Raw genomic sequence first — 26,132 nt, forward strand, 5'->3', positions numbered from 1 at the left:
AGGAGAAATCCCCATGTTGCATATCTTCTGTCCTCACTGCGGCGAACTGCGCTCCGAAGAGGAATTCCACGCATCCGGCCAGGCGCACATCCCGCGTCCACTGGACCCTAACAGCTGCACCGACGAGGAGTGGGGCGACTACATGTTCTTCCGCGACAACCCTCGCGGTCTGCACCACGAGTTGTGGGATCACGTCGCCGGTTGCCGCCAGTACTTCAACGTCACTCGCGACACCGTGACTTACGAGATTCTCGAAACCTACAAGATCGGCGCCAAGCCACAATTCACCGACAAGACCGATAGCCCGAAAGCGGCCACCACGGCTCTGGGAGAGAAGGTATGAGCCAGATCAATCGCCTGTCCAACGGCGGACGAATCGACCGCAACAAAGTCCTGAGCTTCACCTTCAACGGCCAGAGCTATAAAGGCTTTGAAGGCGACTCCCTGGCCGCTGCACTGCTGGCCAACGGCGTCGACATCATCGGTCGCAGCTTCAAGTATTCCCGTCCGCGCGGCATCTTCGCCGCCGGTGCCGAAGAGCCAAACGCGGTGCTGCAGATCGGCGCCACCGAAGCCACGCAAATCCCGAACGTACGTGCCACGCAGCAGGCGTTGTACCAGGGCCTTGTCGCCACCAGCACCAACGGCTGGCCGAGCGTGAACAACGACATGATGGGGATTCTCGGCAAGGTCGGCGGCAAGCTGATGCCACCGGGTTTCTACTACAAAACCTTCATGTATCCGCAATCGTTCTGGATGACCTACGAGAAGTACATTCGTAAGGCTGCAGGTCTTGGCCGCTCGCCGACCGAGAACGATCCGGACACCTATGACTACATGAACCAGCATTGCGACGTGCTGATCGTCGGCGCCGGCCCTGCCGGTCTGGCGGCTGCACTGGCCGCTGCGCGTAGCGGTGCCCGGGTGATCCTGGCCGATGAGCAGGAAGAGTTCGGCGGCAGCCTGCTCGACTCCCGCGAAAGCCTCGACGGCAAGCCTGCCATGGAGTGGGTCGCCAGCGTCATCGCAGAATTGAAGAACACCCCGGACGTGCTGCTGTTGCCGCGCGCCACGGTCAACGGCTACCACGACCATAACTTCCTGACCATTCACGAGCGCCTGACCGACCACCTCGGCGACCGCGCACCGATTGGCCAGGTACGTCAGCGCATTCACCGGGTTCGCGCCAAGCGCGTGGTCCTGGCGACCGGCGCTCACGAGCGTCCGCTGGTTTACGGCAACAACGACGTGCCGGGCAACATGCTGGCCGGCGCTGTGTCGACTTACGTACGCCGTTACGGCGTGGCACCGGGCAAGAAGCTCGTGCTGTCGACCAACAACGACCACGCCTATCGCGTGGCCCTGGATTGGCTCGATGCCAGCCTGCAAGTGGTCGCTATCGCCGACGCCCGCAGCAACCCTCGCGGTGCGCTGGTGGAAGAAGCACGCGCCAAAGGCATTCGCATCCTCACCGGCAGCGCCGTGATCGAGGCCCGTGGCAGCAAGCACGTAACCGCTGCCCGCGTTGCCGCGATCGATGTGAAAGGACACAAGGTCACCAGCCCTGGCGAATGGCTCGACTGCGACATCGTCGCCAGTTCCGGCGGCTACAGTCCGGTGGTTCACCTGGCTTCGCACCTGGGCGGCAAGCCGATCTGGCGTGAAGACATCCTCGGTTTCGTACCGGGCGAAGCACCGCAGAAACGTGTGTGTGTGGGTGGCATCAACGGCGTCTATGGCCTCGGCGATTCCCTGGCCGATGGTTTTGAAGGGGGCGTGCGCGCTGCCAGCGAAGCCGGTTTCGGTGCGGTCGAAGCGACCTTGCCCAAAGCCCTGGCCCGTCTGGAAGAGCCGACCCTGGCGCTGTTCCAGGTGCCGCATGAGAAAAACACCGCACGGGCGCCGAAGCAATTCGTCGACCTGCAGAACGACGTGACCGCCGCTGCCATCGAACTGGCGACCCGCGAAGGCTTCGAGTCGGTCGAACACGTCAAGCGCTACACCGCGCTGGGCTTCGGCACCGATCAGGGCAAGCTCGGCAACGTCAACGGTCTGGCCATTGCCGCCCGTTCGCTGAACGTGACTATCCCGCAGATGGGCACCACCATGTTCCGCCCGAACTACACGCCGGTCACCTTCGGCGCCGTGGCCGGTCGTCACTGTGGGCACATCTTCGAGCCGGTGCGTTACACCGCGCTGCATCAGTGGCACCTGAAAAACGGCGCCGAGTTCGAAGACGTCGGCCAGTGGAAACGTCCATGGTACTTCCCGAAATCCGGTGAAGACATGCACGCGGCGGTCAAGCGCGAATGCAAAGCCGTGCGCGACAGCGTCGGCCTGCTGGACGCCTCGACCCTGGGCAAGATCGACATCCAGGGCCCGGATACCCGCGAGTTCCTCAACCGCGTGTACACCAACGCCTGGACCAAGCTCGACGTGGGCAAGGCCCGTTACGGCCTGATGTGCAAAGAAGACGGCATGGTGTTCGACGACGGCGTGACTGCATGCCTGGCCGAGAACCATTTCGTGATGACCACCACCACCGGTGGCGCGGCTCGCGTGCTGCAATGGCTGGAGCTGTACCACCAGACCGAATGGCCGGACCTGAAGGTGTACTTCACTTCCGTGACGGATCACTGGGCGACCATGACGCTGTCCGGGCCGAACAGCCGCAAGCTGCTCAGCGAAGTCACCGACGCCGACCTGAGCAACGAAGCCTTCCCGTTCATGACCTGGAAAGAAGCCCTGGTCGGGGGTGTGCCGGCGCGGATATTCCGGATTTCGTTTACCGGTGAGCTGTCGTACGAAGTCAACGTGCAAGCCGACTACGCCATGGGCGTACTGGAAAAAATCGTCGACGCCGGCAAGAAGTACAACCTGACGCCATACGGCACCGAAACCATGCACGTCCTGCGGGCCGAGAAGGGCTTCATCATCGTCGGTCAGGACACTGACAGCTCGATGACCCCGGACGACCTGAACATGGGTTGGTGTGTGGGCCGCACCAAACCGTTCTCGTGGATCGGCTGGCGCGGGATGAACCGTGAAGACTGCGTACGTGATCAACGTAAGCAACTGGTCGGCCTGAAGCCGATCGATCCGAACAAGTGGCTGCCGGAAGGTGCGCAACTGGTGTTCAACACCAAGCAGGCGATCCCGATGACCATGGTCGGTCACGTGACCTCCAGTTACCTGCACAACTCCCTGGGCTATTCGTTTGCCATGGGCGTGGTCAAGGGCGGCCTGAACCGCATGGGTGAGCGTGTGTTCGCGCCACTGGCGGACGGCAGCGTGATCGAGGCGGAAATCGTTTCTTCGGTGTTCTTCGATCCGAAGGGCGAGCGCCAGAACGTGTGATTGCCTCGGCCCCTGTGGTGAGCCTGCCGACGCTTTCGCGAGCAGGCTCGCTCCCACAGGAGATCGCGTAACCCTTGTGGGAGCGAGCCTGCTCGCGAAGGCGACAGACCAGCTTCCACAGGGCCAACAGAATTCAGGAAAGGTGCTTTATGACCGCAGCCAATGTTTACCAACAACGCCCAACCTCCGGGGCCAAGGCCGAGTCGTCGCTGCATCATGCCGACCTCGCCAGCCTGGTGGGCAAGGGTCGCAAGAACGCCGGCGTGACCGTGCGCGAGAAAAAACTCCTCGGCCATCTGACCATCCGTGGCGATGGCCACGATGCCGCGTTCGCCGCGGGCGTGCACAAGGCCCTGGGTATCGAATTGCCCGGCGCGCTGACTGTTATCGTCAAAGGTGAAACCAGCCTGCAATGGATGGGGCCGGATGAGTGGCTGCTGATCGTCCCGACCGGCGAAGAATTCGCTGCCGAGAAGAAATTGCGCGAAGCGCTGGGCGACCTGCACATCCAGATCGTCAACGTCAGCGGTGGCCAGCAGCTCCTCGAGCTGAGCGGCCCGAGCGTGCGCCAGGTGCTGATGAAGTCCACCAGCTATGACGTGCACCCCAACAACTTCCCGGTGGGCAAGGCGGTCGGCACGGTGTTCGCCAAGTCGCAACTGATGATTCGCCACACCGCAGAAGACACCTGGGAACTGCTGATCCGTCGCAGCTTCTCGGACTACTGGTGGTTGTGGTTGCAGGATGCGTCGGCCGAATACGGCCTGAGCGTTCAGGCCTGATTACACCGCCCCTGTAGGAGCGAGCTTGCTCGTGATGGACGACAACGATAACGCGTGCTTCCTGGATGAACGCGTCGTCCTTGAATTCATCGCGAGCATGCTCGCTCCTACAGGGGGAGCAGCTTCGTTTACAGATTTTTCAGGAGTCACCGCACTATGAGCCGCGCCCCAGACACATGGATTCTGACCGCCGACTGCCCCAGCGTGCTCGGCACGGTGGACGCGGTGACCCGCTTTCTGTTCGAGCAGGGCTGCTACGTCACCGAACACCACTCCTTCGATGACCGCCTCTCGGGGCGTTTCTTCATTCGTGTGGAGTTCCGCCAGCCTGACGGTTTTGACGAGCAGTCATTCCGCGCAGGCCTTGCCGAGCGCGGTGAAGCTTTCGGCATGATTTTCGAGCTGACCCCGCCCCATCACCGCCCGAAAGTGGTGATCATGGTGTCCAAGGCCGATCACTGCCTCAACGACTTGCTCTATCGCCAGCGCATCGGCCAATTGTCCATGGACGTGGTCGCGGTGGTTTCCAACCACCCGGACCTCAAGCCGCTGGCTGACTGGCACCAGATTCCGTACTACCACTTCCCCCTGGACCCAAACGACAAGCCGTCGCAGGAGCGTCAGGTATTACAGGTGATCGAAGAGTCCGGCGCCGAACTGGTGATCCTTGCCCGCTACATGCAGGTCCTGTCACCGGAGCTGTGCCGCAAACTCGACGGCAAGGCGATCAACATCCATCACTCCCTTCTGCCGGGCTTCAAGGGCGCGAAGCCCTACCACCAGGCCTATAACAAGGGCGTGAAACTGGTCGGCGCCACGGCGCACTACATCAACAACGATCTGGATGAAGGTCCGATCATCGCCCAGGGTGTCGAGGTGGTGGATCACAGCCATTACCCGGAAGATTTGATCGCCAAGGGGCGGGATATCGAAGGCCTGACCCTGGCCCGGGCCGTGGGTTATCACATTGAGAGAAGAGTGTTTTTGAACGCCAATCGCACGGTCGTTCTTTAGATCGCCATCGCGGGCAAGCCCGCTCCCACAGGGGGCGGGATGAACACAAGATTTGTGAACGACACAAAGTCTGTGGGAGCTGGCTTGCCAGCGATGAGGCCCTGACAGGCAACACAAGAAACAGCATCTGTACCCGAGCACTTAACGCGTTGCCTGCCTGGGCAGCGCGGTTCCATAAAAACAACAGCGAGGTGAAAGCATGTCTGGCAATCGTGGTGTGGTGTATCTCGGCGCTGGCAAGGTCGAAGTACAGAAAATCGACTATCCGAAAATGCAGGACCCGCGCGGCAGGAAGATTGAACACGCCGTCATCCTGCGTGTGGTGTCCACCAACATCTGTGGTTCCGACCAGCACATGGTGCGTGGTCGTACCACTGCTCAAACCGGCCTGGTCCTGGGTCACGAAATCACCGGTGAAGTGATCGAAAAGGGCCGCGACGTCGAAAACCTGCAAATCGGCGATCTGGTGTCCGTACCGTTCAACGTGGCTTGCGGGCGCTGCCGTTCCTGCAAGGAAATGCACACCGGCGTGTGCCTGAGCGTCAACCCGGCGCGTCCGGGCGGTGCTTATGGTTATGTCGACATGGGCGACTGGACCGGTGGCCAGGCGGAATACGCGATGGTGCCGTACGCCGACTTCAACCTGCTCAAGCTGCCTGATCGCGATCGCGCGATGGCAAAAATCCGCGACCTGACCTGCCTCTCCGACATCCTGCCGACCGGTTATCACGGTGCCGTGACTGCCGGTGTCGGCCCTGGCAGCACCGTGTACATTGCTGGTGCCGGCCCGGTCGGTCTGGCCGCTGCGGCTTCCGCTCGTCTGTTGGGCGCAGCGGTAGTGATCGTCGGTGACGTCAACACCGTGCGCCTGGCCCACGCCAAGGCCCAGGGCTTTGAAATCGCCGACCTGTCCCTCGACACCCCGCTGCACGAGCAAATCGCCGCGCTGCTGGGTGAACCGGAAGTGGATTGCGCCATCGACGCCGTAGGCTTCGAAGCCCGCGGCCACGGTCACGACGGCGTCAAGCACGAAGCTCCGGCTACCGTACTCAACTCGTTGATGGGCGTGGTACGCGTAGCCGGAAAAATCGGCATCCCGGGCCTCTACGTGACCGAAGATCCAGGTGCTGTAGACGCCGCTGCGAAAATGGGCAGCCTGAGCATCCGCTTCGGCCTCGGCTGGGCCAAATCCCACAGCTTCCACACCGGCCAGACCCCGGTGATGAAGTACAACCGCCAACTGATGCAGGCGATCATGTGGGACCGCATCAACATCGCCGAAGTGGTGGGTGTGCAGGTGATCAGCCTGGATCAGGCGCCTGAGGGGTATGGCGAGTTTGATGCGGGCGTGCCGAAGAAGTTTGTGATTGATCCGCATAAGTTGTTTAGTGCGGCGTAACAAATTTTACAATATGTGGGGGCGACTTGTTGTCGCCCTTTTTTATTGGGAAAATCTGACTGATAGAAAGTTGTGTTTGAAGTAGGCGCGTGCCTGAGTTTTTGGATCGTATGGGTTGTGTTTGAAGATGGATAATTTTATATCGGGGTAATCTTCATTGTAGAATTGGTTTGCATTTGTTTTGAATTTTTCGTAGTACGCATCTATCTGTTCTCGTGGGTCAAATGTATTTTGCCAGCTTTGAACGGTTCCTATATATCCTTTGGTTGGTTTATTGGTGAGTTTGTTGATGTTTGCTGCAAATGAATTAACTCCACCGTTTCCCGAGTAGCAGGCTAACATTCGTACGCTATCAAATTGTTTGAAGTCTATGCCTTGGGCCTGCGCCTCTGAGTAAAGGCGCGCTGCATCCCACAGCTCTCCATTGACTCCTATTTTAGAACTTTGGCCGGGAGATGGTTTATTGCCGTGAGCGAAGAAGTTTAGACGTCGGTTTCCTTTGTAAATATCCTCGAAGCTGACGGCACCCTCACCTATCCTGTGGATGTTTTTCATGGGGCCACTCCGAGGTACATGTGTAGCATTGTTCGGTGGGGTTGGTTTGTTCATTTTAGAGATTGTATTTAGTTTTAATTTTATTGTGGCCCAACTATGCCCTGTCGGATCCTGACGATTTACCGGACACCCGTCGCAATACGCATACGCGTTCAGCCCGCCCTTCCCGAACGGGCTCCAACTGTCCGGGCTATTAAAACGCATCAGTTTCGGGTTATATGCCCGATAACCATTTCCCAACAAATAACACCTTGTCACCGGATCTAGCCGTTCGCCGTTGAAGCCGAGCAGGCTGAGCAAACCATTATCTAATGTGTGATGACCGTAGGGTGTGTAGGCGAGAGAGTTGGATCGTATCGCATCAGACACATTCAACACCGAACGCTGTTGGTCAGTGGCGAGCAGAGATGTCTCTATCGCAAAGCCGCTCTTATGCTGTTGCTGCGCCAATAGTCACTCTTCGTGTTGCATGATCGAACGCTGCTCCACGCCTTGAATCTCAGTAGCCAGACGATCTTTCATGTAAAAACGTTGGGTGCTGGATTCCGCTAGGGGGGTGCAACCGACCAGTCGATCAAGTGCGTCGTAGCGGTAACTACAGAGGGACTTGAGGTTCGGTTGCATAATCAGAGTTCTCTGAGCGGACGATCGTTTAAGAGTTTCACTGTGGCGCAATCCTTAAACACTGCCTACTAGCAGAACTGATAGGGTCGCCACCTCCCGCTCGCCACAAATGCGTGAGCAGGTAAAAAAATGCCCTTAGTACCCAGGAACATGCCCACGCATCCCCGGTCAAACCGGCAGCTTTTGCGCCCATCAACCGGGCGTTTTTCATGGCACAAGAGGATGTCCGAATGAAGATTTCACGCGGTTTTGCACTGGCATCGCTCATGACCCTGGTGGCCAACCCGGTCTTTGCCCAGTTCAGCCTGAGCGATGCGGCCAATGCCATTTCCGGGATGAAAGGTGAAAACGCAGCCACGCAGGCCACGCAGGCTGCGCCGACTTCGGAGACCGCAGACCTGCTGGGCGCTCTTAGCCAGTTGAACGTGACCCCGCAGCAAGCCTTCGGCGGTGCCGGGGCGATGCTCGGATTGGCGAAAAACCAGTTGAGTTCGACCGACTACTCGGAGCTGGCCAAAAGCGTGCCGGGCCTCGACATTTTGTCCGGTGGCGGGGAGCTGGGCGCTCTCGCCGGATTACTCGGGGCTACCGGCCAGGCCGCCGGGCTGAATAACGCGTTGGGCAACGTCAAAAGCTCCGACGACCTGAACAACGCCTTCAGTACCCTGGGCATGGACAGCGGCATGGTTGGCCTGTTTGCCCCGGTGATCCTGCAATACCTCGGTCAACAGGGCGTCGGTGGTTCGCTGCTGCAGAGCCTGGGCGGCATCTGGGGCACTGGCTCTGGAATTGACACCGACAGTTGATCAGCGGCTTCCGGCGCGCAATGCGTCGATGCGCCGGTCTTTCTCGGTCCAGAGCTGATTGACCCAGTCCTGGACCGTTTCACGAAACGCCGGATCGTTTTCGTAATCGCCCTGCCACAGTGCCGGGTCGAGTTCGCGGGTCTGGATGTCGATGATGATCCTCGGCACATTGCCGCTGAGCAAATCCCAGAACCCCGGAATCCTTTGCTGCGGATAGACCACCGTCACATCGAGGATGGCATCGAGCTGTTCGCCCATCGCCGCCAGTACGAACGCCACACCGCCGGCCTTGGGCTTGAGCAAATGGGTGAAGGGTGACTGCTGCTGACGGCGTTTGGCTTCGGTGAAGCGGCTGCCTTCCAGATAGTTGACCACGGTCACTGGCTGACGCTTGAACAACTCGCAGGCCTGTTTGGTGATCTCCAGGTCCTTGCCGGCCAGCTCCGGGTTCTTCGCCAGAAAGGCCTTGGTGTAGCGCTTCATGAACGGGTAATCCAGCGCCCACCATGCCAGACCCAGGAAAGGCACCCAGATCAGCTCCTTCTTGAGGAAGAATTTGAAGAACGGCGTGCGCCGGTTCAGCGTCTGGATCAGCGCCGGAATATCGACCCAGGATTGATGGTTGCTGATCACCAGGTACGAGGTGTCGGTGCGAAGATCGTCACCGCCGCGAATGTCCCACTGGGTGGGGATGCACAGGCGGAAGATCAGCTTGTCGATCTCGGCCCAGGTCTCGGCAATCCACATCACCGCCCATGACGCGTAATCGCGAAAACGACCGGGCAGGAGCAGCTTGAGCAGGGCAAACACCATCAACGGCCCGAACAGGACCAGGGTGTTGAGCAACAGTAGCAGGGTGACGAAACAGCCGGTGAGCAGGCGGCGCATAGGCAACTCTTGAAAGCATGTGGGCGCGCCATGATAAGCAGCTTCGGGCGGCAGGCCAAATCGGCGGATGACGAATGTTTCACCTTTGCGGCGGTAGGCTGGAGTAACGCTATCGGGTTCAGATACTCGGGTGACTGTGCCGACCTCTTCGCGAGCAGAAGAACGAACGAATAGCTGGCGGGCTGTCTAAAATTCCGCTGCCCATCTCTCAAGGACAACGATCACGTGAAATCCCTCCTCGCACTGCTGTCCCTCATCGCCCTGCCGGCCTTGGCCGCCGAGCCGACCCTCTACGGGCGCTACGAATACATTGCGCTGCCGGAAATCGGCGGTGAAGTGCTCAAGGCCAAAATGGACACTGGCGCTTTGACCGCGTCGCTGTCGGCCAAGGACATCGAAACCTTCACCCGCGATGGCGAGGATTGGGTGCGTTTCCGTCTGGCTACCAAGGATGCGAGCAACAAGGTGTACGAACACAAAGTTGCGCGGATCAGCAAGATCAAGACCCGCTCCGAAGAGGACGAGGATGAGGAAGTGGCCGCGCCTACCAAGCGGCCGGTGGTTGATCTGGAATTGTGCCTGGGTAACGTCAAGCGCACGGTTGAGGTGAACCTGACCGATCGCAGCAGTTTCAATTATCCGCTGCTGATCGGAGCGAAGGCGTTGCGCGAGTTTGGGGCGGCGGTGAATCCGGCAAGAAGGTTTACGGCGGATAAGCCGGATTGTTAAAAGCCACTCATTTATGGCCTCCTGTTCTAATTGTTCTTTGTTTTGCTGGGGTAGGAAACTCTAAACGCTCTGAATCCATTGCATAATATAGCTTTGCATGCGGACCTCTTGGATTCGCAGCGAATTGAGTAGTGAAAAAGCCGCCATCTGTGCCAGATTGTTTAGAAAGATAGAATCTGTCTAAGTCATCATTGAAGTCTTCTGAAATGTGGCCCAGTGATTTCGTTCGGCGATTCAACAATTGGTTTCTTGTTATGTCGGAAGCATCAAGGTTTCTAACGCTTGTTGGCTGTCCCGTTGAAGCTGTCTTTGATTCTTTTGTTGTGGCTGTGGCTGTGGCTGTGGCTGTGGCTTGTGATTTGAATTCGGCACTGGGATTTTTGGAAGTCAAATGGGGCGGCGTAGATACACCCGCCGAGCTCGACGCATTGGGGTTGCTACTGGCACCATTTTTTGATGTGGTCTTCGGGGGCTTGGCTGCGCTTACCCTGATATTTTTACGAAGAAAAGATCTTAAACCCTCCAACATATGGCCCGTTGGATCTGATCGATTAACCGGGTCCCCCCCACAATAGGAATACGCATTCAACCCCCCCTTCCCAAACGGACTCCAACTATCCGGACTGTTGAACCGCATCAACACCGGATTGAACTGCCGATACCCATTCCCCAAATGATAATGCCCAGTCAGCGGGTCGGGCGGTTCGCCATTAAATCCAAGCAGGCTGCACCAGCCGTTTTCCCGTGGGCGATGACCATAGGGTGTGTAAGCGATGGGATGGGGTCGATTCGTGTGGAGAGCATTCAGCACTGAGCGCTGTTGATCGGTTGCCAGCAGGATTGTTTTGAATGAATGAGTAGGCATTGGTTAATCCCTGCACTAGATTCCAAGTAAGGGGCATCAGACTCAGTCCTTTTTCGGCCTTTGCCTACTATCACAACTGCTAGGTCCTACAGACCACGTCACTGATTTACCCTTGCCGATTGACGCCGAATCCTCCGTGGTTCACCGTTCGCCCACTCACCTGACGGGCTCGGACGCCATGCCTCATATCCTGATTGTCGAAGACGAAGCGGCGATTGCCGACACCCTGATTTTTGCCTTGCAAGGCGAGGGGTTCACCACCTCCTGGCTGAGCCTTGGTGCGACCGCGCTTGAGCATCAGCGCCAGACGCCGGCGGATCTGATCATCCTCGACATCGGTCTGCCGGACATCAGCGGTTTCGAAACTTGCAAGCTGCTACGGCGTTTCAGTGATGTGCCGGTGATGTTTCTCAGTGCTCGCGATGGCGAAATCGACCGTGTGGTGGGGCTGGAGATCGGTGCCGATGATTACGTGGTCAAGCCGTTCAGCCCTCGGGAAGTGGCGGCGCGGGTCCGGGCGATTCTCAAACGCATGGCCCCGCGTGCGATAGAAGAGCCGGCGTCGACGCTGTTTCGGATCGACAGCGAGCGGGTGCAGATCAGCTATCGCGGTCAGCTGCTGACCCTCACACGTCATGAGTTCCGCCTGCTGCAATGTCTGCTGGAGCAGCCCGAACGCGTGTTCAGTCGCGAGCAACTACTCGATGCGCTGGGCGTGGCCGCCGATGCCGGTTACGAGCGCAGCATCGACAGCCACATCAAAAGCGTGCGCGCCAAACTGCGGCAGGTGAAGGCCGATGCCGAGCCGATCCAGACCCATCGCGGCCTCGGCTACAGCTACAACCCGGGGCACAGCTGATGCCGTTGGGGATGCGGATTTTCCTGGTCTATGTGTTGTTCATCGGCCTGACCGGCTACTTCGTGCTCAACACCGTGATGGAAGAGATCCGCCCCGGGGTGCGCCAGTCCACCGAAGAAACCCTGGTTGATACCGCCAACCTGATGGCCGAGATCCTGCGCGATGACTTCAAGGCCGGCACCCTTAATCAGAATCGCTGGCCGGAACTGCTCAAGGCCTACGGTGAGCGGCAGCCGAAGGCGAATATCTGGGGCTTGCCGAAGAACCAAGTCAACCATCGCATCTACGTCACCGACGCAAAGGGCATCGTGGTGCTCGATTCCAGCGGCGCGGCAGTGGGCCAGGATTATTCGCGCTGGAATGACGTTTACCTGACCCTGCGCGGTGAGTATGGAGCCCGCTCCAGCCGTAGCGATCCTGATGATGCAAACTCATCGGTCATGCATGTCGGCGCACCGATTCGCGATAACGGACGGATCATCGGCGTGGTCACGGTGGCCAAACCCAACAGCTCGTTGCAGCCCTATGTGGATCGTACCGAGCGCCGATTGCTGGCTTATGGCGCCGGGTTGATCGCGCTCGGCCTGCTGTTCGGCGCGCTGTTGTCCTGGTGGCTGAGCCGGGCGCTGCGGCGATTGACCGCTTATGCCCAGGCAGTGAGTGAGGGGCAACGGGTCGAGGTGCCGCATTATCGCGGCGGTGAGCTGGAACAACTGGCGACGGCGGTGGAGCAGATGCGCACGCAGTTGGAAGGCAAGGCTTACGTCGAGCGCTATGTGCACACCTTGACCCATGAACTGAAGAGCCCGCTGGCGGCGATTCGCGGTGCGGCGGAGTTGCTGCAAGGCGAGATGCCGTTGGATCAGCGGCAGCGTTTTGTCGACAACATCGACAACGAAAGCGCGCGGATGCAGCAGTTGATCGAGCGGTTGTTGAACCTGGCGCAGGTTGAACAGCGCCAGGGGCTGGAGGAACGCGTAGAAGTGCCATTGGCGGCGTTGGTGGCTGAATTGCTGAACGCTCAAGCGGCGCGTATCGAAGGCAAGGCACTGCGTGTGGAACAAAGGATTCCATCGACCGTGACGTTGACCGGCGAACCATTTCTGTTGCGTCAGGCGCTGGGCAATCTGCTGGAGAATGCGCTGGATTTCACCCCGGCCAAGGGTGTGTTGCGGTTCAGCGCCGAACGGATGGGCGAGCAGATCGAGTTCACGCTGTTCAATCAGGCCGAGGCGATTCCCGACTATGCATTGCCGCGATTGACCGAGCGTTTCTACTCACTGCCCCGACCGGACAGTGGGCGCAAAAGCACCGGGCTCGGGCTTAACTTTGTCGAGGAAGTGGTCAAGTTGCATGGTGGGGAGATGAGCATTGGCAATGTTGAGGGCGGAGTGGAAGTCAGGTTGCGCCTGGCTTAGGACCGAGTCGCGGCCATTCGCGAGCAGTCTCCACACAATCTCCATATTCCCCCCATAAAGCCCACACACACCGATTACAGACTCTCCCCATCCAAAACAGGGAGAGTCCCATGAACCGCAGCCTGACCCTAAAACTCGGGGCCATCGCCCTACTGATTCTGTTGTTGCTGATTCCGCTGTTGATGATCAACGGCGTGATCCAGGACCGCCAGCAACTGCGCGATGGCGTACTCGAAGACATCGCCCGCAGCTCCAGCTACAGCCAGCAATTGAGCGGGCCGTTGATGGTGGTGCCGTACCGTAAAGTGGTGCGTACCTGGAAGCTCAACGAGAAAACCAACCAGCGCTATCAGGAGATCGGCGAAGAGCGCGGCCGGTTGTATTTCCTGCCAGAGCGCTTTGAACTCGACGGCCAGGTGCAGACCGAATTGCGTGCCCGGGGGATTTATCAGGCGCGTCTGTTCCATGCCGACAACCGCATCAGTGGCCATTTTTCGTTGCCGGCACAACTGGGCATCAAGGAAGACTTCGCCGACTATCAATTCGACCAGCCGTTTCTTGCGGTCGGCATCAGCGATATTCGCGGCATCGAAAATGCCTTGAAACTCGAACTGAACGACCAGAAACTGGACTTCGTTCCGGGCAGTCAGGTCGGCTGGCTGGGCGAGGGTGTCCATGTGACGCTGCCGGTGTTGGATGCGAAGCAAAACACTGAGTTGGCTTTCGGTTTCGACCTGAAGCTGCAGGGCACTGGCCAGTTGCAGATCCTGCCGGTGGGCAAGACCAGCAACGTCTCGCTGACCGCCAACTGGCCGCATCCGAGCTTCATCGGCAACTACCTGCCTGCCCAGCGTGACATCACCGATCAGGGTTTTACCGCCAACTGGCAAACCTCGTTTTTCTCCACAAACCTGCAAGAAGCCTTGAATGGTTGCGTCGCCCGCAGCAGTTGCGAGGCGTTTCATGGCCGCAGCTTTGGCGTGAGCTTCATTGACCCCGTGGACCAGTACCTGAAAAGCGATCGCGCCATCAAATATGCGCTGCTGTTCATCGTCCTGACGTTCGCCGGTTTCTTCCTGTTCGAAGTGCTGAAAAGCCTGGCGGTGCACCCGGTGCAATACGCGTTGGTGGGCGTGGCACTGGCGTTCTTCTATCTGTTGTTGCTGTCGCTGTCCGAACACATCGGTTTTGCCTTGGCGTATTTGCTGTCGGCTAGCGGTTGTGTGTTGTTGATCGGGTTCTATGTCTGCCACGTGCTGCGCAGCGTGCGCCATGGCTTGAGTTTTTCGGCGGGGTTGGCGGCGTTGTATGGCCTGCTTTATGGCTTGCTGAGTGCCGAGGATTACGCGTTGTTGATGGGGTCGTTGTTGCTGTTCGGGTTGTTGGGTGTGTTCATGGTGCTGACGCGCAAGCTGGATTGGTATGGGGTTGGGCAGAAGGTGGCCAAGCCGCTGGAGTTTGATCTTGGAGCGCTGGAATGAGTGGGTGGGTGGGGTTGCGTGAGGATCGACGGGAAGGGGAGGTGTTGGCGACGCTGATTTTGCAGTGGCTACCAGATAAACCGTGCTGGTGCTTTCGCGAGCAGGCTCGCTCCCACGAGGGATCTTCTCTAAACGCACAATACATTCGAACCGAAGATCGAGTGTGCGAGCGAGATCAAAAACCGGCTCGTCGTGTTATTGCGAACAAACCGGGTTGCTGAGGGCACGGCATTTGTTTCGCGAGCAATGTTTGAGCGGGTACCTATCATCGTTGGCGAATATTAGTCATTTCCAAGGACTCATATGGGGGTGGAGGTGATACTGGCCTGGCACTCGGTAATTGGTTGAATGGGTAGGGGGGTGGTAAGTCGATCCTGTTGTTTGCGGGATTTAGCGCATTCGCTGCTTGGCGCGAAGTAGGCTGACTACGACCTAGAGATGATAATTCACTTGAAATTGAAGATCTCGCTGAATATGTAGAACCACTTGAAATAGAAGATCTCGCCGAATATGTAGAGCCACTTGAAATTGAAGCCCTGTTTGCGTACCGACTTTGTGAAATGCGTGCCACAGGGTGCAAACCTGGCCTGCGGCCCGGTACAGAGGCAAAAGCCAAACCTCCTAGCGTCATGCCGACTCCTAAAGCGGTCAGTGCAAGACCAACAAAAAACAGCGGAGCTGAAGATTCATTCTTCTTAATAAGCACTGAGCCTCCAGCAATGGCGCCAACGCCCAAGACAGTCAAAAGAACTCCAAAAAATGCATGCCCATTTGGATCTCTGTTGTTAACTGGATCGCCCGCGCAATACGCATAAGCATTCAACCCACCCTCCCTAAACGGGCTGTACCGGGTACTTTCTGGACGGTTAAACCGCATCAACACTGGATTAAATTGCCGAAACCCATTTCCCAAATGGATGTGCCCGGTGACCGGATCCGGCTGTTCGCCGGTGTACCCCGGCAAACCGGGCAATCCATTCTTTGGGTTATGACCGTACGGCGTGTATGCGAAGGCGCGAAGTGATGTTGTGGTGAGCGTGTGCAATACCGAGCGCTGTTGATCAGTCGCCAGCAGGGTTGTATCGCATTTACCACTTTGGGACTGCTGTTGCGCCAATAACTGATCTTCATGCTGGAAGATATGGGTCCGCTTCGCGCCTTGAATTTCGGTTACCAATCGGTCGTTGCAGTAAAAGCGCCTGGTGTCAGATTCAGAGTGTGGTGTCCTGTGCGCTAAGCGGTCCAGCGCGTCGTAGTGGTAGTTGCACTTTGAGGTTTCACGCGGTGAGATAGGCATGGGCTGAACTCCGAACAAGGTTCCTACATTCAGACCCTGAGCATCGGAGCTTTTTCAGCTGCTGCCTACTATCAGAACTGCTAGTTTTTTCCCCTTGCCAAATTCAAATCTTCGGTCTCGTCGCCAACATCGAAGGCCGCTGACTCACCTCGAAATACCACGCCGCCAATTGCGGATTCTCCGTGCGCCAGTCCAGGTTGGGATGGCGCAGATCCAGATACCCCAACGCACAGGCCACACTGATTGCCGCCACGTCGAAATGGCTGGTCAGTTCGGCAATCGCGTCTTTTTCCAGCAGCGCCACGGCGCGGCGGATTTTGTCGCGCTGGCCGTCGAGCCAGGCGTCCCAGTGTTTTTCCGGGGCGCGCAGGGCGACTTCGTAGCGCACCATCACGGCCGCGTCCATGACTCCGTCGGCCAGGGAGGCCAGGGTCAGGCGCCGCCAGCGTGCGGAGCCTTCTCGGGGGATCAGCGGGTTGCCGACGTGCTGGTGGTCGAGGTAGTCGAGGATGACGCGGCTGTCGTGAATGACACTGCCGTCGGCCAGGCGCAGGGCCGGGATCTTGCTCAGGGGGTTATCGTCGATCAGTGCCTTGTCCGGATCGACCGGCGTGAGTACGCAGTTTTGCAGGGCCACGCGGTCCTGTTGACCGGTTTCGTGCAGCAGCACCATGACTTTGCGAACGAAGGGGGAGAGCGGGTTGTGGTACAGGGTCATGCTCGGGGCGGACATGGCAACGTCTCGGTCAGTGGCAGTGTCGGGGCAGCATAGCGCGTGGGCCTCTGTAGGAGCGAGCTTGCTCGCGAGGGTCGCCAACGATGACGCTGGAGTCCTGACACCCCGAGGCGCTCTCGGGTGCATCGCGAGCAAGCTCGCTCCTACAGGAAGCGGGTGATCAGTGGCGTTGCAGCAGGCCGCGTAAGGCGAGAGCGGCTGGAATGCCCAACCCCAACCAGCTCAGCGCATCCCACACCCCATCGCCAAGCAACGCGGCAAACAACCCCGCTGCGCTGAACAGGGCGATGACGGTGGGCGTGGCGAAGACCTTCCAGAAGTTCGACTGCCGGGGTTTCATGCCACGCTCTCCGCTTTTTCCAGCACCGGTCTGGCGGCCTTGCGCCGCACCACCCACAGGTAAACCCCGCTGCCGAGCACAATGATGGTCAGCACATCCAGGGTCGCCCAGAGGATTTGCATCGGCATGCCGCCGTAGTCACCGAAATGCAGTGGCTGCGACATGCCCATGGCGTCCATGTACCACGGGCGCTCCGCCACGGCGGTGACCCGCAGGGTGCTGGCGTCGATCAGAACCGGTGTCAGCAGGTGTGACGTCAGGTGCGTGCTGCCTTTCATGAACACGGCGTAGTGGTGTTCGCTGGAAAAACGGGTGCCGGGGAAGGCAATGAAATCAGGCTGCATGCCCGGTGCAACCTCCTTGGCGATGTCGAGCAAACGCGTGGCGGGCGCCAGTTGCGTCAGCGGCGGTGAATCGCGGTACGGCGCAACCATCGCACTGAGGCTGTCATTGCGCCATGCGGCGATGAGCAGGTCGGCGCAGGCACTGATCACGCCGGTCACGCCGACCACCAAAGCCCAGGTCAAGGTCACGACGCCGATCAGATTGTGCAGGTCGAGCCAGCGCAGGCGGGTGGATTTGTCCTGGCGCACAGTGGCGAATGTCAAGCGGCGCATGAACGGCAGGTACAGCACGGTGCCGGACACGATCGCGATCACGAACAGCAGGCCCATGAACGCCAGCAACAGCTTGCCCGGCAGCCCCGCGAACATGTCCACGTGCAGGCGCAGCATGACCATCATGAAGCCGCCATTGGCCGACGGCATCTCCAGCGCTTCACCGGTGCGGGCGTCGAGCATGAAGGTGTGGGACGAGTTTGGTTCGGTGCCGGCGGTGGGCGCCATGATCGCGATCGCGGCGTTCGGCTCGTCTTCGTCGAAACCGAAATACTGCATGACTTCGCCCGGGCGATGTTTTTCAGCTGCCAGCACAAGCTGCTGCAAATTCAGCAGCGGGGTGTCCGCCGGGATTTGCTTCAACTCGGCGGCATCGCCCAGCAAGTGGTCGATCTCGTGGTGGAAGATCAGCGGCAGGCCGGTCAGTGCCAGCAACAGCAAAAACACGGTGCAGATCAGGCTGGTCCAGGTGTGGACGAAGGACCAGCGGCGAATTGTTTTACTTTTCATTTCATGGCCTTCAGAAATACCAAAGCCGTCCTTGCTGGACGGCCTGGGTACTGGGCGTGTCAGATCAAGCCGTTACCACTTGTAGGTGGCACTGGCCACGACACTGCGTTGGTCGCCGTAGTAGCAATAGAAACCGTCGCAGGTGGAAATGTAATCCTTGTCGAACAGGTTGGTTGCGTTCAGCGCCAGCGAAGCCCCTTTCAAGCTGTTGTCCAGACGACCCAGGTTGTAGTGGACCGCCGCATCGAACACGGTGTAGGCGTCAGCCTTGCCCAGCCAGGTATTGCCCTGGTCGCCGTAGGTGTTGCCTGTGTAACGCGCGCCGGCGCCGATGCCAAAACCGTCCAGCACGCCGTTGTGCCAGGTGTAGTCGGCCCACAGCGAAGCCTGTTGGTTAGGCATCAATTGCAGGCGATTGCCTTTGAAATCGCCTTTTTGCACTTCGGACTTGGCCAGGGTGTAAGCGGCGATGACCTTGAGGTTCTCGGTCACGTCGGACACTGCTTCCAGCTCCAGGCCTTTGACTTTCACTTCACCGGTCTGGCTGGTGATCGAGACGTTATCCGAGTTGGTGGTGGTGACGGAGACGTTTTTCTGGGTCAGGTCATACACAGCGGCGCTCAGCAACGTGTTGCTGCCCGGTGGCTGGTACTTGATGCCCAGCTCCCATTGTTCGCCTTCGGTCGGCTTGAACGAATCGGTCGGCGAGGCCGTGGCGTTGCTGGTCGGTTGGAACGATTCTGCATACGACAGGTACGGGACGAAGCCGTTATCGAACACGTAGCTGATCGCTGCGTTGCCGCTGAAGTTGGTGTCGCGCTCGGTGTTGGTGGCATCGCCCTTGTTGAAGAATTTGGTGCCGGTGTGAACCCAGTCCTCGCGACCACCCAGGGTCAGGCGCCATTGGTCGAGGGCCATCTGGTCCTGGATGTACAAGCCGGTCTGGTAGGTCTTCTGATCGTAGTCATAGAACGCCGACGAGCGCGGTGGACGAACGATGGGTTGACCATAAATCGGGTTGTTGACGTTGGTGGGCGGAGCGCTGCCGAAAATCGACGTGTAATTGGTGTTGCTGCGCTGATGATCGAGACCGATCAGCAGGGTGTGACGAATTTCGCCCGTATCGAAGTCGGCCTGGAAGTTGTTGTCCACGGCGAACTGGCTGATGTCTTCGTCGACGCTGGTGGTCGAGCGGCCCACATTGCCTTCGTCGTCGACCAGGGTGAACGGGTATGCGCCGACGGTGATGCCCTGGAAGGACAGGTCGGACTTGGTATAGCGCAGGTTCTGGCGGAACTGCCAGACATCGTTGAGGCGATGTTCGAAGGCGTAGCCCAGCGCGTAGTAGGTGCGGTCGTAGTATTCCCAGTCCGGGTCGCCCAGGTTCTTGTGGTGGGAAACATCACCGAACGGCATGTTGATCTTGGTGCCCTGGATCGGCAGGAACTGGCTGGTGATGCCGGTATCGTCACGGGTGAATTGCGTGAGCAAGGTGAACCTGGTGTCTTCGTCGATGTTCCAGGTCACGCTCGGCGCAATGTTGTAGCGCTTGTTGTCGACGTGATCGATCTGGGTGCCGCTGTCGCGCACCACACCGCTCAGGCTGTAGAGGAATTGACCTTCATCGTCGATCTTGCCGGTGCTGGCGAAGTTGATCTGGCGATGATTGTCGCTGCCGTATTGCAGCTGGATTTCGTTGCTCGATTCAGCACTGGGACGACGGCTGACCATGTCCAGCAGGCCGCCCGGCGGAGTCTGGCCGTAGATCGACGAGGCCGGGCCGCGCAGCAGGGCGAGACGGTCGAGGTTCCAGGTTTCCTGTTTCGGGTTGGCGTACACACCTTTAGGCAGCGGCAGGCCATCGAGGAATTGGGTCGGTTCGAAGCCGCGCACACGTATCCAGTCGGCGCGGGTGTCGCTGCCGTAGCTGCTGGCGGTGATGCCGGGCATATAGCGCACGGCGTCGTCGAGGCTATGCACGCTGCGGTCGTCCATTTGCTCGCGGGTGGCAATCGAGATCGAACGGGGGACTTCGACCAGTGCAGTGTCGGTCTTGGTGCCGGCGGCCGTGCGCTTGGCCACATACCCTTCTACCGGGCCCCAGGCGCTTTCGGTGTTTTCCACGCCGATCACGCTGGTGGCCGGCAGGGCCATCGCGCCCTCGGGTACAGCTACGAGGGTGTAGGTGCCGCCGCTCTGTTCCAGCTGCAGGCCGGTACCGCGCAAGGCTTCTTGCAGGGCGCCGGCGGCATCGAACTGGCCTTTGACCGGGGCAGACGTCTTGCCCGCGGCCAGCGATGGATTCAACGACAGTGCCAGACCGGCCTGGCTGGCGATCTGGTTCAGGGTGCTGGCCAATGGCGCGGCGGGCAAGTTGTAGGCGCGAACGCTAGATGCCTGTTCAGCGGCGATCAGTTGGCTGCTGGCCAAAGGGTTGCAAAGGGCAATGGCAATCGCCAGCAAACTGGGGCGCAACAAGGTGTCTAGCGAACGGGACATACAGCGGCTCCTGAAAGTGAATACTTCTCAATTGCCTAGGTGCCGGACGAGATTTGAAAAGTGATAGGGCTGGATGAAAATAATATCGATTCATCAATCCGTGGTGAGGCTGATGGCCCTATCGCGGGTAAGCCACGCTCCCACAGGATTTGTATCGAGCGTTAATTCTGTGCACGACACAAAGCCCTGTGGGAGCGTGGCTTGCCCGCGATTGCGCCGGTCCAGACACCATAAAATCAGGGCTTGGCCTCAGTCTTCGCCGCCACCGTCACCCACCACTGCGTACGCTGTTCGATCTGCACCGGCAAGGTCGGCAGCAGGGCGCTCAGGGCCAGGTCGGTGTCTTTGAGCGGGAAGCTGCCGGTGATCCGCAAGTCGGCCACCTCCGGGGCCACTCCCAAATGTCCTTGGCGATAGCGAGCGAGCTCGTGCACCAGGTCTTCCAGGCGTGCGTTGTCCACCACCAACATGCCGCGGGTCCAGGCATCGGCGCCCTGGTTGAGCGCGGCAACCGGTCCCAGGCCGTCGTTGCGGATCAGCACTTGCTGGCCTTCGCGCAGAATTTGCTCGTCAGGGCTCGCTTGCGGATGGGCAGCCACCGCGGACTGCAACACGCTCAGGCGCGTGCCTTGTTCTTCGCGCTTGACCAGGAACCGCGTACCCAGCGCGCGCATGCTGCCTTCACGGGTTTCGACGATGAACGGCCGGGCGTCGCCGTGACCGGTCTCGACGAGGATTTCCCCTTCCTGCAGGACGATCAGCCGTTGCTTGGCATCGAAGCGCACGTCCACGGCACTGTGGGTATTGAGGTTGATCAGCGTACCGTCGGTCAGGCGAATGGTGCGTTGCTCGCCAGTGGCGGTGCGTTGGTCGGCCAGCCAATAGTCGACCGGCAGGTAACGATCACCGGCAAACAACACCAGGCCTATCACCGCGACGACACTGGCCAGACCGCTGCCGAGCCTGCGCACCCGTCGGCGAATGCCTTCGCGCGATTGCAGCAGGGCGTTGCGGGCCGGGCCGCTGGCGACGCTGAAGCGTTGATCGAGCATGCCCAACTGACGCCAGGCCCGCGCGTGTTCTTCGTGGGCGGCGTGCCATTTGGCGAATTCTTCGCGCTCCACCGGGTTGGCCGAATCCAGCGACAATTGCCAGGCGATCGCCGCATCCAGGACTTGCGCCGATACCGGTTTGGAACTGACCGGGCTCATGTCGGCTCCCCGTACAACGCGATGTAGCACTGCCGGATGCCCTGGGCCAAGTACTGGCGCACGCGGGGCACCGACACACCGAGGCGTTCGGCGATTTGCGCGTGGCCCAGGCCGTCGAGCCGGTTGTAGAGAAACGCCGCTCGGGCCTTGCTCGACAGCTTGCCGAGCAGGCGATCGATGTTTTTCAGGTCTTCGAGGATCATTTGCTGCTCTTCCACCGACGGTTGCTCGGCTTCGGGAATCAGCATCAATTCGGTGAGGTAGGCCTGTTCCAACGCGGCGCGGCGGAAATAATCAAACAGCAGACCCTTGGCAATCGCCACCAGAAACGCCCGGGGGTCGCGGGGTTCTTTCAACTCTTCACGGCCCAGCAAGCGCACGAAGGTGTCCTGGCTCAGGTCTTCGGCCCGTTGCGGGCAGGCGACATTGCGACGAAGCCAGGCCAATAGCCAACTGCGATGGTCGCGATATAGCGCACCGACGAGCTCACTTTGAGGGCTTGGGACTGACGACACGCAGCATCACCGATTGGGAAGTGTTAACTAACGAGAATTGTTCGCGATTGTGTCAGAGGCGAGGAAGGTAAGCAATTGGCGCTGGTCGGGTGGCTTTTGAGGGGAGGTAGGCAGTTGGACCGCGTTATCGTTCTTCGCGAGCAGGCTCGCTCCCACAGGGATTGCGCATGACCCTGTGGGAGCGGGCTTGCCCGCGAAGAGGCCGGTACAGGCACAAGAGATTTAGAAGGACGGCGTCTGCTGCCGCCGTTTCCATTGATTCAACCGCTGCTGCAAATTCAACGGGCTATGCACCTGCTGCTGCCGTGCCCGGCTGAACAGGATCAGCGCCAGTTCGGCAGTGGCCAGGGCATCGGCGCTGGCGTTGTGGCGCTCGAAGACCTCCAGTTTGAACCAGTCGATCCACTCATCCAGCCCCGCCTCGCGGATGTTGGCCTGCGGGCACAGCAGCGGTGCGATGTCGGCCACATCCAGAAAGGCATGCTGCAACTTGTAGCCCAGGTAGTCTTTCAGGGCGCGCCCGAGCATGTGCTGGTCGAAGGGCGCATGAAAGGCCAGCAACGGACTGTCGCCGACGAACTCCATGAACTCGAGCAACGCTTGCGCCGGTTCGCTGCCGGCGGCAATTGCACTGGGCGCCAGGCCGTGAATCAAAACGCTGGGGCCGAGTTTGAGTTCGGCGCATTGCAGGGTGCGTTCGAACTGCTGACTGAAATCGATCGCGCCATCCTCGATCACCACCGCGCCGATGGAGAGTACCCGATCCTTGTTCAGGTTCAGCCCGGTGGTTTCCAGATCGAGCACCACCCAGCGTTGTTCGCGCAGGCTGCATTCGCTCAGCGCGGTCGCCGTCGGCAAGCGTTGCAGACGCTGTTGCAGTTCCCCGGACAAAATCGGGCCGGCCGGGCGCAGCCATGAAAACAGGTTCATAGCTGGTAGCTCATAGTTGATACCGCAGGGTCAGGCTGCTTTGCAGGCGTTGCGCCTGGCGCAGGGATTCACGCAGGATTCGCCGGTCCAGATGATTGAGGCTATCCGGATCGACCCGATTGGAGTAGGGCAGATTCTCCCGGGTCTGTAGCTGATGTTGTTGCATGCGGGTTTGCTGGATGAAGTGATAGGCCTCTTCGTACGCCGCGCCGTCCAGTGGCTCGATGACCTCTTTATCGACCAGTTGGCGAAAACGCTCCAGGGTATTGTTGGTCTCGATGCCATGCGCCAGGGCCAGCAATCGGGCGCCGTCGACAAAGGGCGTCAGGCCCTGGATCTTCAGGTCCAGGGTGGCTTTCTCGCCATTCTTGCGCGCCAGCACGAACTCGCGGAAACGGCCTACGGGTGGGCGATTGCGCAATGCATTCTCGGCCATCATGCGCTGAAACAGGCGGTTGTCGCCGACCTGATCGAGAATCCCGCGACGCAACTGCTCACAGCCTTGCTCGCTGCCCCAGACCACGCGCAAATCGAAATAGATGCTCGAACCCAGCAAGTTTTCCGGCGTCGCCTCGCGGATAAACGCGGCAAAGCGACGTGCCCATTCGACCCGGGACAGACACAGCTCGGGATTGCCGGCCATGATGTTGCCCTTGCACAGTGTGAAGCCGCACAGCGCCAGGCTTTGGTTGATCTGGTGCGCGATGGGCAGCAATTTGCCACGGATTTCCGCTGCATGGGCCGCGTCCCGGGCTTCGAACAGAATGCCGTTGTCCTGATCGGTGTGCAGCGTCTGTTCGCGGCGACCTTCGCTGCCGAAACACAGCCAGCTGAACGGCACACCGGGGTCGCCTTTTTCGGCCAGGGTCAGTTCGATCACCCGACACACGGTGTGGTCGTTGAGCAGGGTGATGATGTGGGTGATCTGCGTCGAAGACGCACCGTGGGCCAGCATCCGCTCCACCAATTGGCCGATTTCACCACGTAGCGCCACCAGGTTTTCCACGCGCGGGGCATTGCGAATGGTACGGGCCAGGTGCACCAGGTCGACCCGTTGCAGGGAAAACAGATCCCGTTCAGAGACCACACCGCACAAGCGCTGATCCTTGACCAGGCAGACGTGGGCGATATGTCGCTCGGTCATGGCAATCGCTGCATCGAACGCGCTGTGATCCGGGGTCAGGTAAAACGGCGACTGGGTCATATGCCGCTCGATGGCCTCGGCGAAATCACCGGTGCCGTTCGCCACCACCTGGCGCAAATCACGCAGGGTGAAAATCCCCAGTGGCGCCTTGTGTTCATCGACCACCACGATGCTGCCGACCTGCTGCTCATGCATCAGGGTCACGGCTTCACGCAGCGGCGTGGCCGGGCCGCATGTCACCGGATGGCGCATGGCCAACTCACCCAGGCGAGTGTTGAGCGAGTATTGGGTGCCGAGGGTTTCCACAGCTTTTTGCTGGACTTGCTGGTTGACCTGATCCAGCAGGCTGCTCACGCCGCGTAGGGCAAAGTCGCGAAAGGTGTGGGAAATGGCGAATAGCTTGATGAACGCCAGCTTGTTGAGTTGTAGGCAAAAGGTGTCTTCAGCTGCGAGATGTTCGGTGCGGGTCGCACGTTCACCCAGCAGCGCGGCGAGAGGGAAGCATTCGCCGGTGGTGATTTCGAAGGTGGTTTCGGTGCCGCCCTTGGCCGAATGCGGACGTTCGCCCACGACCCGACCCTGCTTGACGATGTAAAAGTACTCAACCGGGCCATCGGCGGGCTTGATGATGCTCTCGCCGGGGCCATAAAAACGCAGCTGACATTGCTCGACCAGATACGCCAGGTGGGCGTGTTCCATCTGGTTGAAGGGCGGGAAGCGCTGAAGGAATTGCAAAGTGCCCTGGATGTTCTGCAACACCGCGGTTTTCCCTGCCTGTATGAAGGCGTCCGCTTTACTCATAACCATTACCGCAGTCTTTTTGGATTTGTTGTTGTCGGATGACTCACCCATGGTCGACCCCTGCGGTCAGGGTGCCCATTGGACGTAAGTCTAGGTAGGCAATCTGTGTGATTGAGTGTCGGAAAAGCCTTACGCATTTGCGAGAAAAATCGCTCTATTCTGCTATTGGAAAAGTATCCGACGAAGTGCACATTGAAGCTCTGCTTAGTGATGTCTCACCACTGTGTCAGGGAATTGAATTGAACATGTAGAGAGCGCCATGTCCGACCACGATATTTTGAGTGACGCCGAGCGCGAAGCGCTCAGTGCCGTCATGCAGGAACCCGACCTGCCACCGCAGCGGGTGCTGATCGTTGACGACGATAAAGACGCTCGGGAGCTGCTGTCAGAGATTCTGGCGCTGGACGGCATTCGTTGCATGACGGCGGCCAGCGGTGAAACCGCGCTCAAGATGCTCGAAGAGAAACCCTCGATCGGCCTGGTGATCACCGATCTGCGGATGGGGCATGTCGATGGCCTGGATCTGATTCGCCAGGTGCGGGAGTCGGTACGGGCGGCGATGCCGATCATCATCGTCTCGGGTGACGCCGACGTGAAAGACGCCATCGCCGCGATGCATTTGAGCGTGGTGGATTTTCTGCTCAAGCCCATCGATTCCGGCAAGTTGCTGGGGTTGGTCAAGCATGAGTTGGGGATGGGGCCCTGATCCAGGGTTTGTGTTTCCTGTTCAATTGCTTTCGCGGGCAAGCGCTGCT

Annotated in this window: 23 protein-coding genes; 11 read left to right on the forward strand and 12 right to left on the reverse strand. The window is 59.3% G+C overall.

Features of this window, described 5'->3' with window-relative positions:
• Positions 1 to 13: 13 nt before the first annotated feature.
• The 5 genes from FFS64_RS08505 (at position 14) to fdhA (ending at position 6,552) form a co-directional block, all read left to right on the forward strand.
• The gene (locus FFS64_RS08505) at positions 14 to 343 is read left to right on the forward strand and encodes a sarcosine oxidase subunit delta (protein ID WP_095195932.1); all 330 of its coding nucleotides are present in this window, start codon (positions 14 to 16) and stop codon (positions 341 to 343) included.
• Positions 340 to 3,357: a sarcosine oxidase subunit alpha gene (locus tag FFS64_RS08510; RefSeq protein WP_137804997.1), complete on the forward strand. Its 3,018-nt coding sequence runs from the start codon at positions 340 to 342 to the stop codon at positions 3,355 to 3,357. The genes FFS64_RS08505 and FFS64_RS08510 overlap by 4 nt, the downstream gene beginning before the upstream one ends.
• Before the next feature lie 149 nt (positions 3,358 to 3,506).
• Complete coding sequence (locus FFS64_RS08515) at positions 3,507 to 4,139, forward strand: sarcosine oxidase subunit gamma (RefSeq protein ID WP_137804998.1); 633 nt, start codon at positions 3,507 to 3,509, stop codon at positions 4,137 to 4,139.
• Positions 4,140 to 4,295: 156 nt separating this feature from the next.
• Positions 4,296 to 5,153 carry a formyltetrahydrofolate deformylase gene (gene purU / locus FFS64_RS08520; RefSeq protein ID WP_137804999.1) on the forward strand — a complete coding sequence of 286 codons (858 nt, stop codon included), beginning with the start codon at positions 4,296 to 4,298 and terminating at the stop codon, positions 5,151 to 5,153.
• Positions 5,154 to 5,352: 199 nt separating this feature from the next.
• The gene (gene fdhA, locus FFS64_RS08525; protein ID WP_008057129.1) at positions 5,353 to 6,552 is read left to right on the forward strand and encodes a formaldehyde dehydrogenase, glutathione-independent; all 1,200 of its coding nucleotides are present in this window, start codon (positions 5,353 to 5,355) and stop codon (positions 6,550 to 6,552) included.
• A 42-nt stretch (positions 6,553 to 6,594) separates the two neighbouring features.
• On the opposite strand, the gene FFS64_RS32170 is transcribed toward fdhA, so the two are convergent.
• Positions 6,595 to 7,557, reverse strand: a complete 963-nt coding sequence (locus tag FFS64_RS32170; protein ID WP_372242169.1) for an RHS repeat-associated core domain-containing protein — start codon at positions 7,555 to 7,557, stop codon at positions 6,595 to 6,597.
• A gap of 404 nt (positions 7,558 to 7,961) precedes the next feature.
• On the opposite strand from FFS64_RS32170, the gene FFS64_RS08535 reads away from it, so the two are divergent.
• On the forward strand, positions 7,962 to 8,537 hold the full coding sequence (locus FFS64_RS08535) for a DUF2780 domain-containing protein (protein ID WP_137805000.1): 576 nt from the start codon (positions 7,962 to 7,964) through the stop codon (positions 8,535 to 8,537).
• On the opposite strand, the gene FFS64_RS08540 is transcribed toward FFS64_RS08535, so the two are convergent.
• Positions 8,538 to 9,425, reverse strand: a complete 888-nt coding sequence (locus FFS64_RS08540; protein ID WP_137805001.1) for an acyltransferase — start codon at positions 9,423 to 9,425, stop codon at positions 8,538 to 8,540.
• 225 nt (positions 9,426 to 9,650) lie between these two features.
• On the opposite strand from FFS64_RS08540, the gene FFS64_RS08545 reads away from it, so the two are divergent.
• Positions 9,651 to 10,154 (forward strand): ATP-dependent zinc protease, encoded by a 504-nt coding sequence (locus tag FFS64_RS08545; protein WP_137805002.1) that lies wholly within the window; start codon positions 9,651 to 9,653, stop codon positions 10,152 to 10,154.
• Between the two features lie 7 nt (positions 10,155 to 10,161).
• Here the strand turns inward: FFS64_RS08545 and FFS64_RS31645 are convergent, their stop codons facing one another.
• Complete coding sequence (locus tag FFS64_RS31645) at positions 10,162 to 11,019, reverse strand: RHS repeat-associated core domain-containing protein (protein WP_256660423.1); 858 nt, start codon at positions 11,017 to 11,019, stop codon at positions 10,162 to 10,164.
• Positions 11,020 to 11,197: 178 nt separating this feature from the next.
• Here FFS64_RS31645 and creB point away from each other — a divergent pair, with 178 nt between their 5' ends.
• The 3 genes from creB (at position 11,198) to creD (ending at position 14,777) form a co-directional block, all read left to right on the forward strand.
• The gene (creB, locus tag FFS64_RS08555; RefSeq protein ID WP_137805003.1) at positions 11,198 to 11,878 is read left to right on the forward strand and encodes a two-component system response regulator CreB; all 681 of its coding nucleotides are present in this window, start codon (positions 11,198 to 11,200) and stop codon (positions 11,876 to 11,878) included.
• Positions 11,878 to 13,296 (forward strand): two-component system sensor histidine kinase CreC, encoded by a 1,419-nt coding sequence (gene creC, locus FFS64_RS08560; protein ID WP_137805004.1) that lies wholly within the window; start codon positions 11,878 to 11,880, stop codon positions 13,294 to 13,296. Before creB ends, creC begins: the two co-directional genes overlap by 1 nt.
• A 110-nt stretch (positions 13,297 to 13,406) precedes the next feature.
• Positions 13,407 to 14,777 carry a cell envelope integrity protein CreD gene (creD, locus tag FFS64_RS08565; protein WP_137805005.1) on the forward strand — a complete coding sequence of 457 codons (1,371 nt, stop codon included), beginning with the start codon at positions 13,407 to 13,409 and terminating at the stop codon, positions 14,775 to 14,777.
• 265 nt (positions 14,778 to 15,042) lie between these two features.
• Here creD and FFS64_RS08575 read toward each other — a convergent pair whose 3' ends face one another.
• From FFS64_RS08575 to FFS64_RS08615, 9 genes are all read right to left on the reverse strand, one after another.
• Positions 15,043 to 16,074 carry an RHS repeat-associated core domain-containing protein gene (locus FFS64_RS08575; RefSeq protein WP_137805007.1) on the reverse strand — a complete coding sequence of 344 codons (1,032 nt, stop codon included), beginning with the start codon at positions 16,072 to 16,074 and terminating at the stop codon, positions 15,043 to 15,045.
• Positions 16,075 to 16,177: 103 nt separating this feature from the next.
• Positions 16,178 to 16,807, reverse strand: a complete 630-nt coding sequence (locus FFS64_RS08580) for a glutathione S-transferase (protein WP_137805008.1) — start codon at positions 16,805 to 16,807, stop codon at positions 16,178 to 16,180.
• A 163-nt stretch (positions 16,808 to 16,970) separates the two neighbouring features.
• On the reverse strand, positions 16,971 to 17,150 hold the full coding sequence (locus FFS64_RS08585; protein WP_137805009.1) for a hypothetical protein: 180 nt from the start codon (positions 17,148 to 17,150) through the stop codon (positions 16,971 to 16,973).
• The gene (locus tag FFS64_RS08590) at positions 17,147 to 18,277 is read right to left on the reverse strand and encodes a PepSY domain-containing protein (RefSeq protein WP_137805010.1); all 1,131 of its coding nucleotides are present in this window, start codon (positions 18,275 to 18,277) and stop codon (positions 17,147 to 17,149) included. The genes FFS64_RS08585 and FFS64_RS08590 overlap by 4 nt, the downstream gene beginning before the upstream one ends.
• A 72-nt stretch (positions 18,278 to 18,349) precedes the next feature.
• A complete protein-coding gene (locus FFS64_RS08595; RefSeq protein WP_137805011.1) occupies positions 18,350 to 20,776 on the reverse strand; it encodes a TonB-dependent siderophore receptor in 2,427 nt (808 codons plus the stop codon).
• 236 nt (positions 20,777 to 21,012) lie between these two features.
• Positions 21,013 to 21,987: a FecR domain-containing protein gene (locus FFS64_RS08600; protein ID WP_137805012.1), complete on the reverse strand. Its 975-nt coding sequence runs from the start codon at positions 21,985 to 21,987 to the stop codon at positions 21,013 to 21,015.
• On the reverse strand, positions 21,984 to 22,502 hold the full coding sequence (locus tag FFS64_RS08605) for an RNA polymerase sigma factor (protein ID WP_137805013.1): 519 nt from the start codon (positions 22,500 to 22,502) through the stop codon (positions 21,984 to 21,986). The genes FFS64_RS08600 and FFS64_RS08605 overlap by 4 nt, the downstream gene beginning before the upstream one ends.
• Positions 22,503 to 22,724: 222 nt before the next feature.
• Positions 22,725 to 23,432, reverse strand: a complete 708-nt coding sequence (locus FFS64_RS08610; RefSeq protein WP_137805014.1) for a PolC-type DNA polymerase III — start codon at positions 23,430 to 23,432, stop codon at positions 22,725 to 22,727.
• Positions 23,433 to 23,442: 10 nt separating this feature from the next.
• Positions 23,443 to 25,383, reverse strand: a complete 1,941-nt coding sequence (locus FFS64_RS08615) for a putative nucleotidyltransferase substrate binding domain-containing protein (protein ID WP_137805015.1) — start codon at positions 25,381 to 25,383, stop codon at positions 23,443 to 23,445.
• 253 nt (positions 25,384 to 25,636) lie between these two features.
• On the opposite strand from FFS64_RS08615, the gene FFS64_RS08620 reads away from it, so the two are divergent.
• Positions 25,637 to 26,083, forward strand: a complete 447-nt coding sequence (locus FFS64_RS08620; protein WP_137805016.1) for a response regulator — start codon at positions 25,637 to 25,639, stop codon at positions 26,081 to 26,083.
• Positions 26,084 to 26,132: the final 49 nt, after the last annotated feature.

Source organism: Pseudomonas sp. G(2018), assembly GCF_005502415.1.
Classification (GTDB): Bacteria; Pseudomonadota; Gammaproteobacteria; order Pseudomonadales; family Pseudomonadaceae; genus Aquipseudomonas.

What these genes read in the sequence shown, in the direction of transcription:
- FFS64_RS08505 (WP_095195932.1), top strand. Translation starts at nt 14, where the DNA reads ATGTTGCATATCTTCTGTCCTCACTGCGGCGAACTGCGCTCCGAAGAG.
- FFS64_RS08510 (WP_137804997.1), top strand. Translation starts at nt 340, where the DNA reads ATGAGCCAGATCAATCGCCTGTCCAACGGCGGACGAATCGACCGCAAC.
- FFS64_RS08515 (WP_137804998.1), top strand. Translation starts at nt 3,507, where the DNA reads ATGACCGCAGCCAATGTTTACCAACAACGCCCAACCTCCGGGGCCAAG.
- purU (WP_137804999.1), top strand. Translation starts at nt 4,296, where the DNA reads ATGAGCCGCGCCCCAGACACATGGATTCTGACCGCCGACTGCCCCAGC.
- fdhA (WP_008057129.1), top strand. Translation starts at nt 5,353, where the DNA reads ATGTCTGGCAATCGTGGTGTGGTGTATCTCGGCGCTGGCAAGGTCGAA.
- FFS64_RS08535 (WP_137805000.1), top strand. Translation starts at nt 7,962, where the DNA reads ATGAAGATTTCACGCGGTTTTGCACTGGCATCGCTCATGACCCTGGTG.
- FFS64_RS08540 (WP_137805001.1), bottom strand. Translation starts at nt 9,425, where the DNA reads ATGCGCCGCCTGCTCACCGGCTGTTTCGTCACCCTGCTACTGTTGCTC.
- FFS64_RS31645 (WP_256660423.1), bottom strand. Translation starts at nt 11,019, where the DNA reads ATGCCTACTCATTCATTCAAAACAATCCTGCTGGCAACCGATCAACAG.
- creB (WP_137805003.1), top strand. Translation starts at nt 11,198, where the DNA reads ATGCCTCATATCCTGATTGTCGAAGACGAAGCGGCGATTGCCGACACC.
- creC (WP_137805004.1), top strand. Translation starts at nt 11,878, where the DNA reads ATGCCGTTGGGGATGCGGATTTTCCTGGTCTATGTGTTGTTCATCGGC.
- creD (WP_137805005.1), top strand. Translation starts at nt 13,407, where the DNA reads ATGAACCGCAGCCTGACCCTAAAACTCGGGGCCATCGCCCTACTGATT.
- FFS64_RS08575 (WP_137805007.1), bottom strand. Translation starts at nt 16,074, where the DNA reads ATGCCTATCTCACCGCGTGAAACCTCAAAGTGCAACTACCACTACGAC.
- FFS64_RS08580 (WP_137805008.1), bottom strand. Translation starts at nt 16,807, where the DNA reads ATGTCCGCCCCGAGCATGACCCTGTACCACAACCCGCTCTCCCCCTTC.
- FFS64_RS08585 (WP_137805009.1), bottom strand. Translation starts at nt 17,150, where the DNA reads ATGAAACCCCGGCAGTCGAACTTCTGGAAGGTCTTCGCCACGCCCACC.
- FFS64_RS08590 (WP_137805010.1), bottom strand. Translation starts at nt 18,277, where the DNA reads ATGAAAAGTAAAACAATTCGCCGCTGGTCCTTCGTCCACACCTGGACC.
- FFS64_RS08595 (WP_137805011.1), bottom strand. Translation starts at nt 20,776, where the DNA reads ATGTCCCGTTCGCTAGACACCTTGTTGCGCCCCAGTTTGCTGGCGATT.
- FFS64_RS08600 (WP_137805012.1), bottom strand. Translation starts at nt 21,987, where the DNA reads ATGAGCCCGGTCAGTTCCAAACCGGTATCGGCGCAAGTCCTGGATGCG.
- FFS64_RS08610 (WP_137805014.1), bottom strand. Translation starts at nt 23,432, where the DNA reads ATGAACCTGTTTTCATGGCTGCGCCCGGCCGGCCCGATTTTGTCCGGG.
- FFS64_RS08615 (WP_137805015.1), bottom strand. Translation starts at nt 25,383, where the DNA reads ATGGTTATGAGTAAAGCGGACGCCTTCATACAGGCAGGGAAAACCGCG.
- FFS64_RS08620 (WP_137805016.1), top strand. Translation starts at nt 25,637, where the DNA reads ATGTCCGACCACGATATTTTGAGTGACGCCGAGCGCGAAGCGCTCAGT.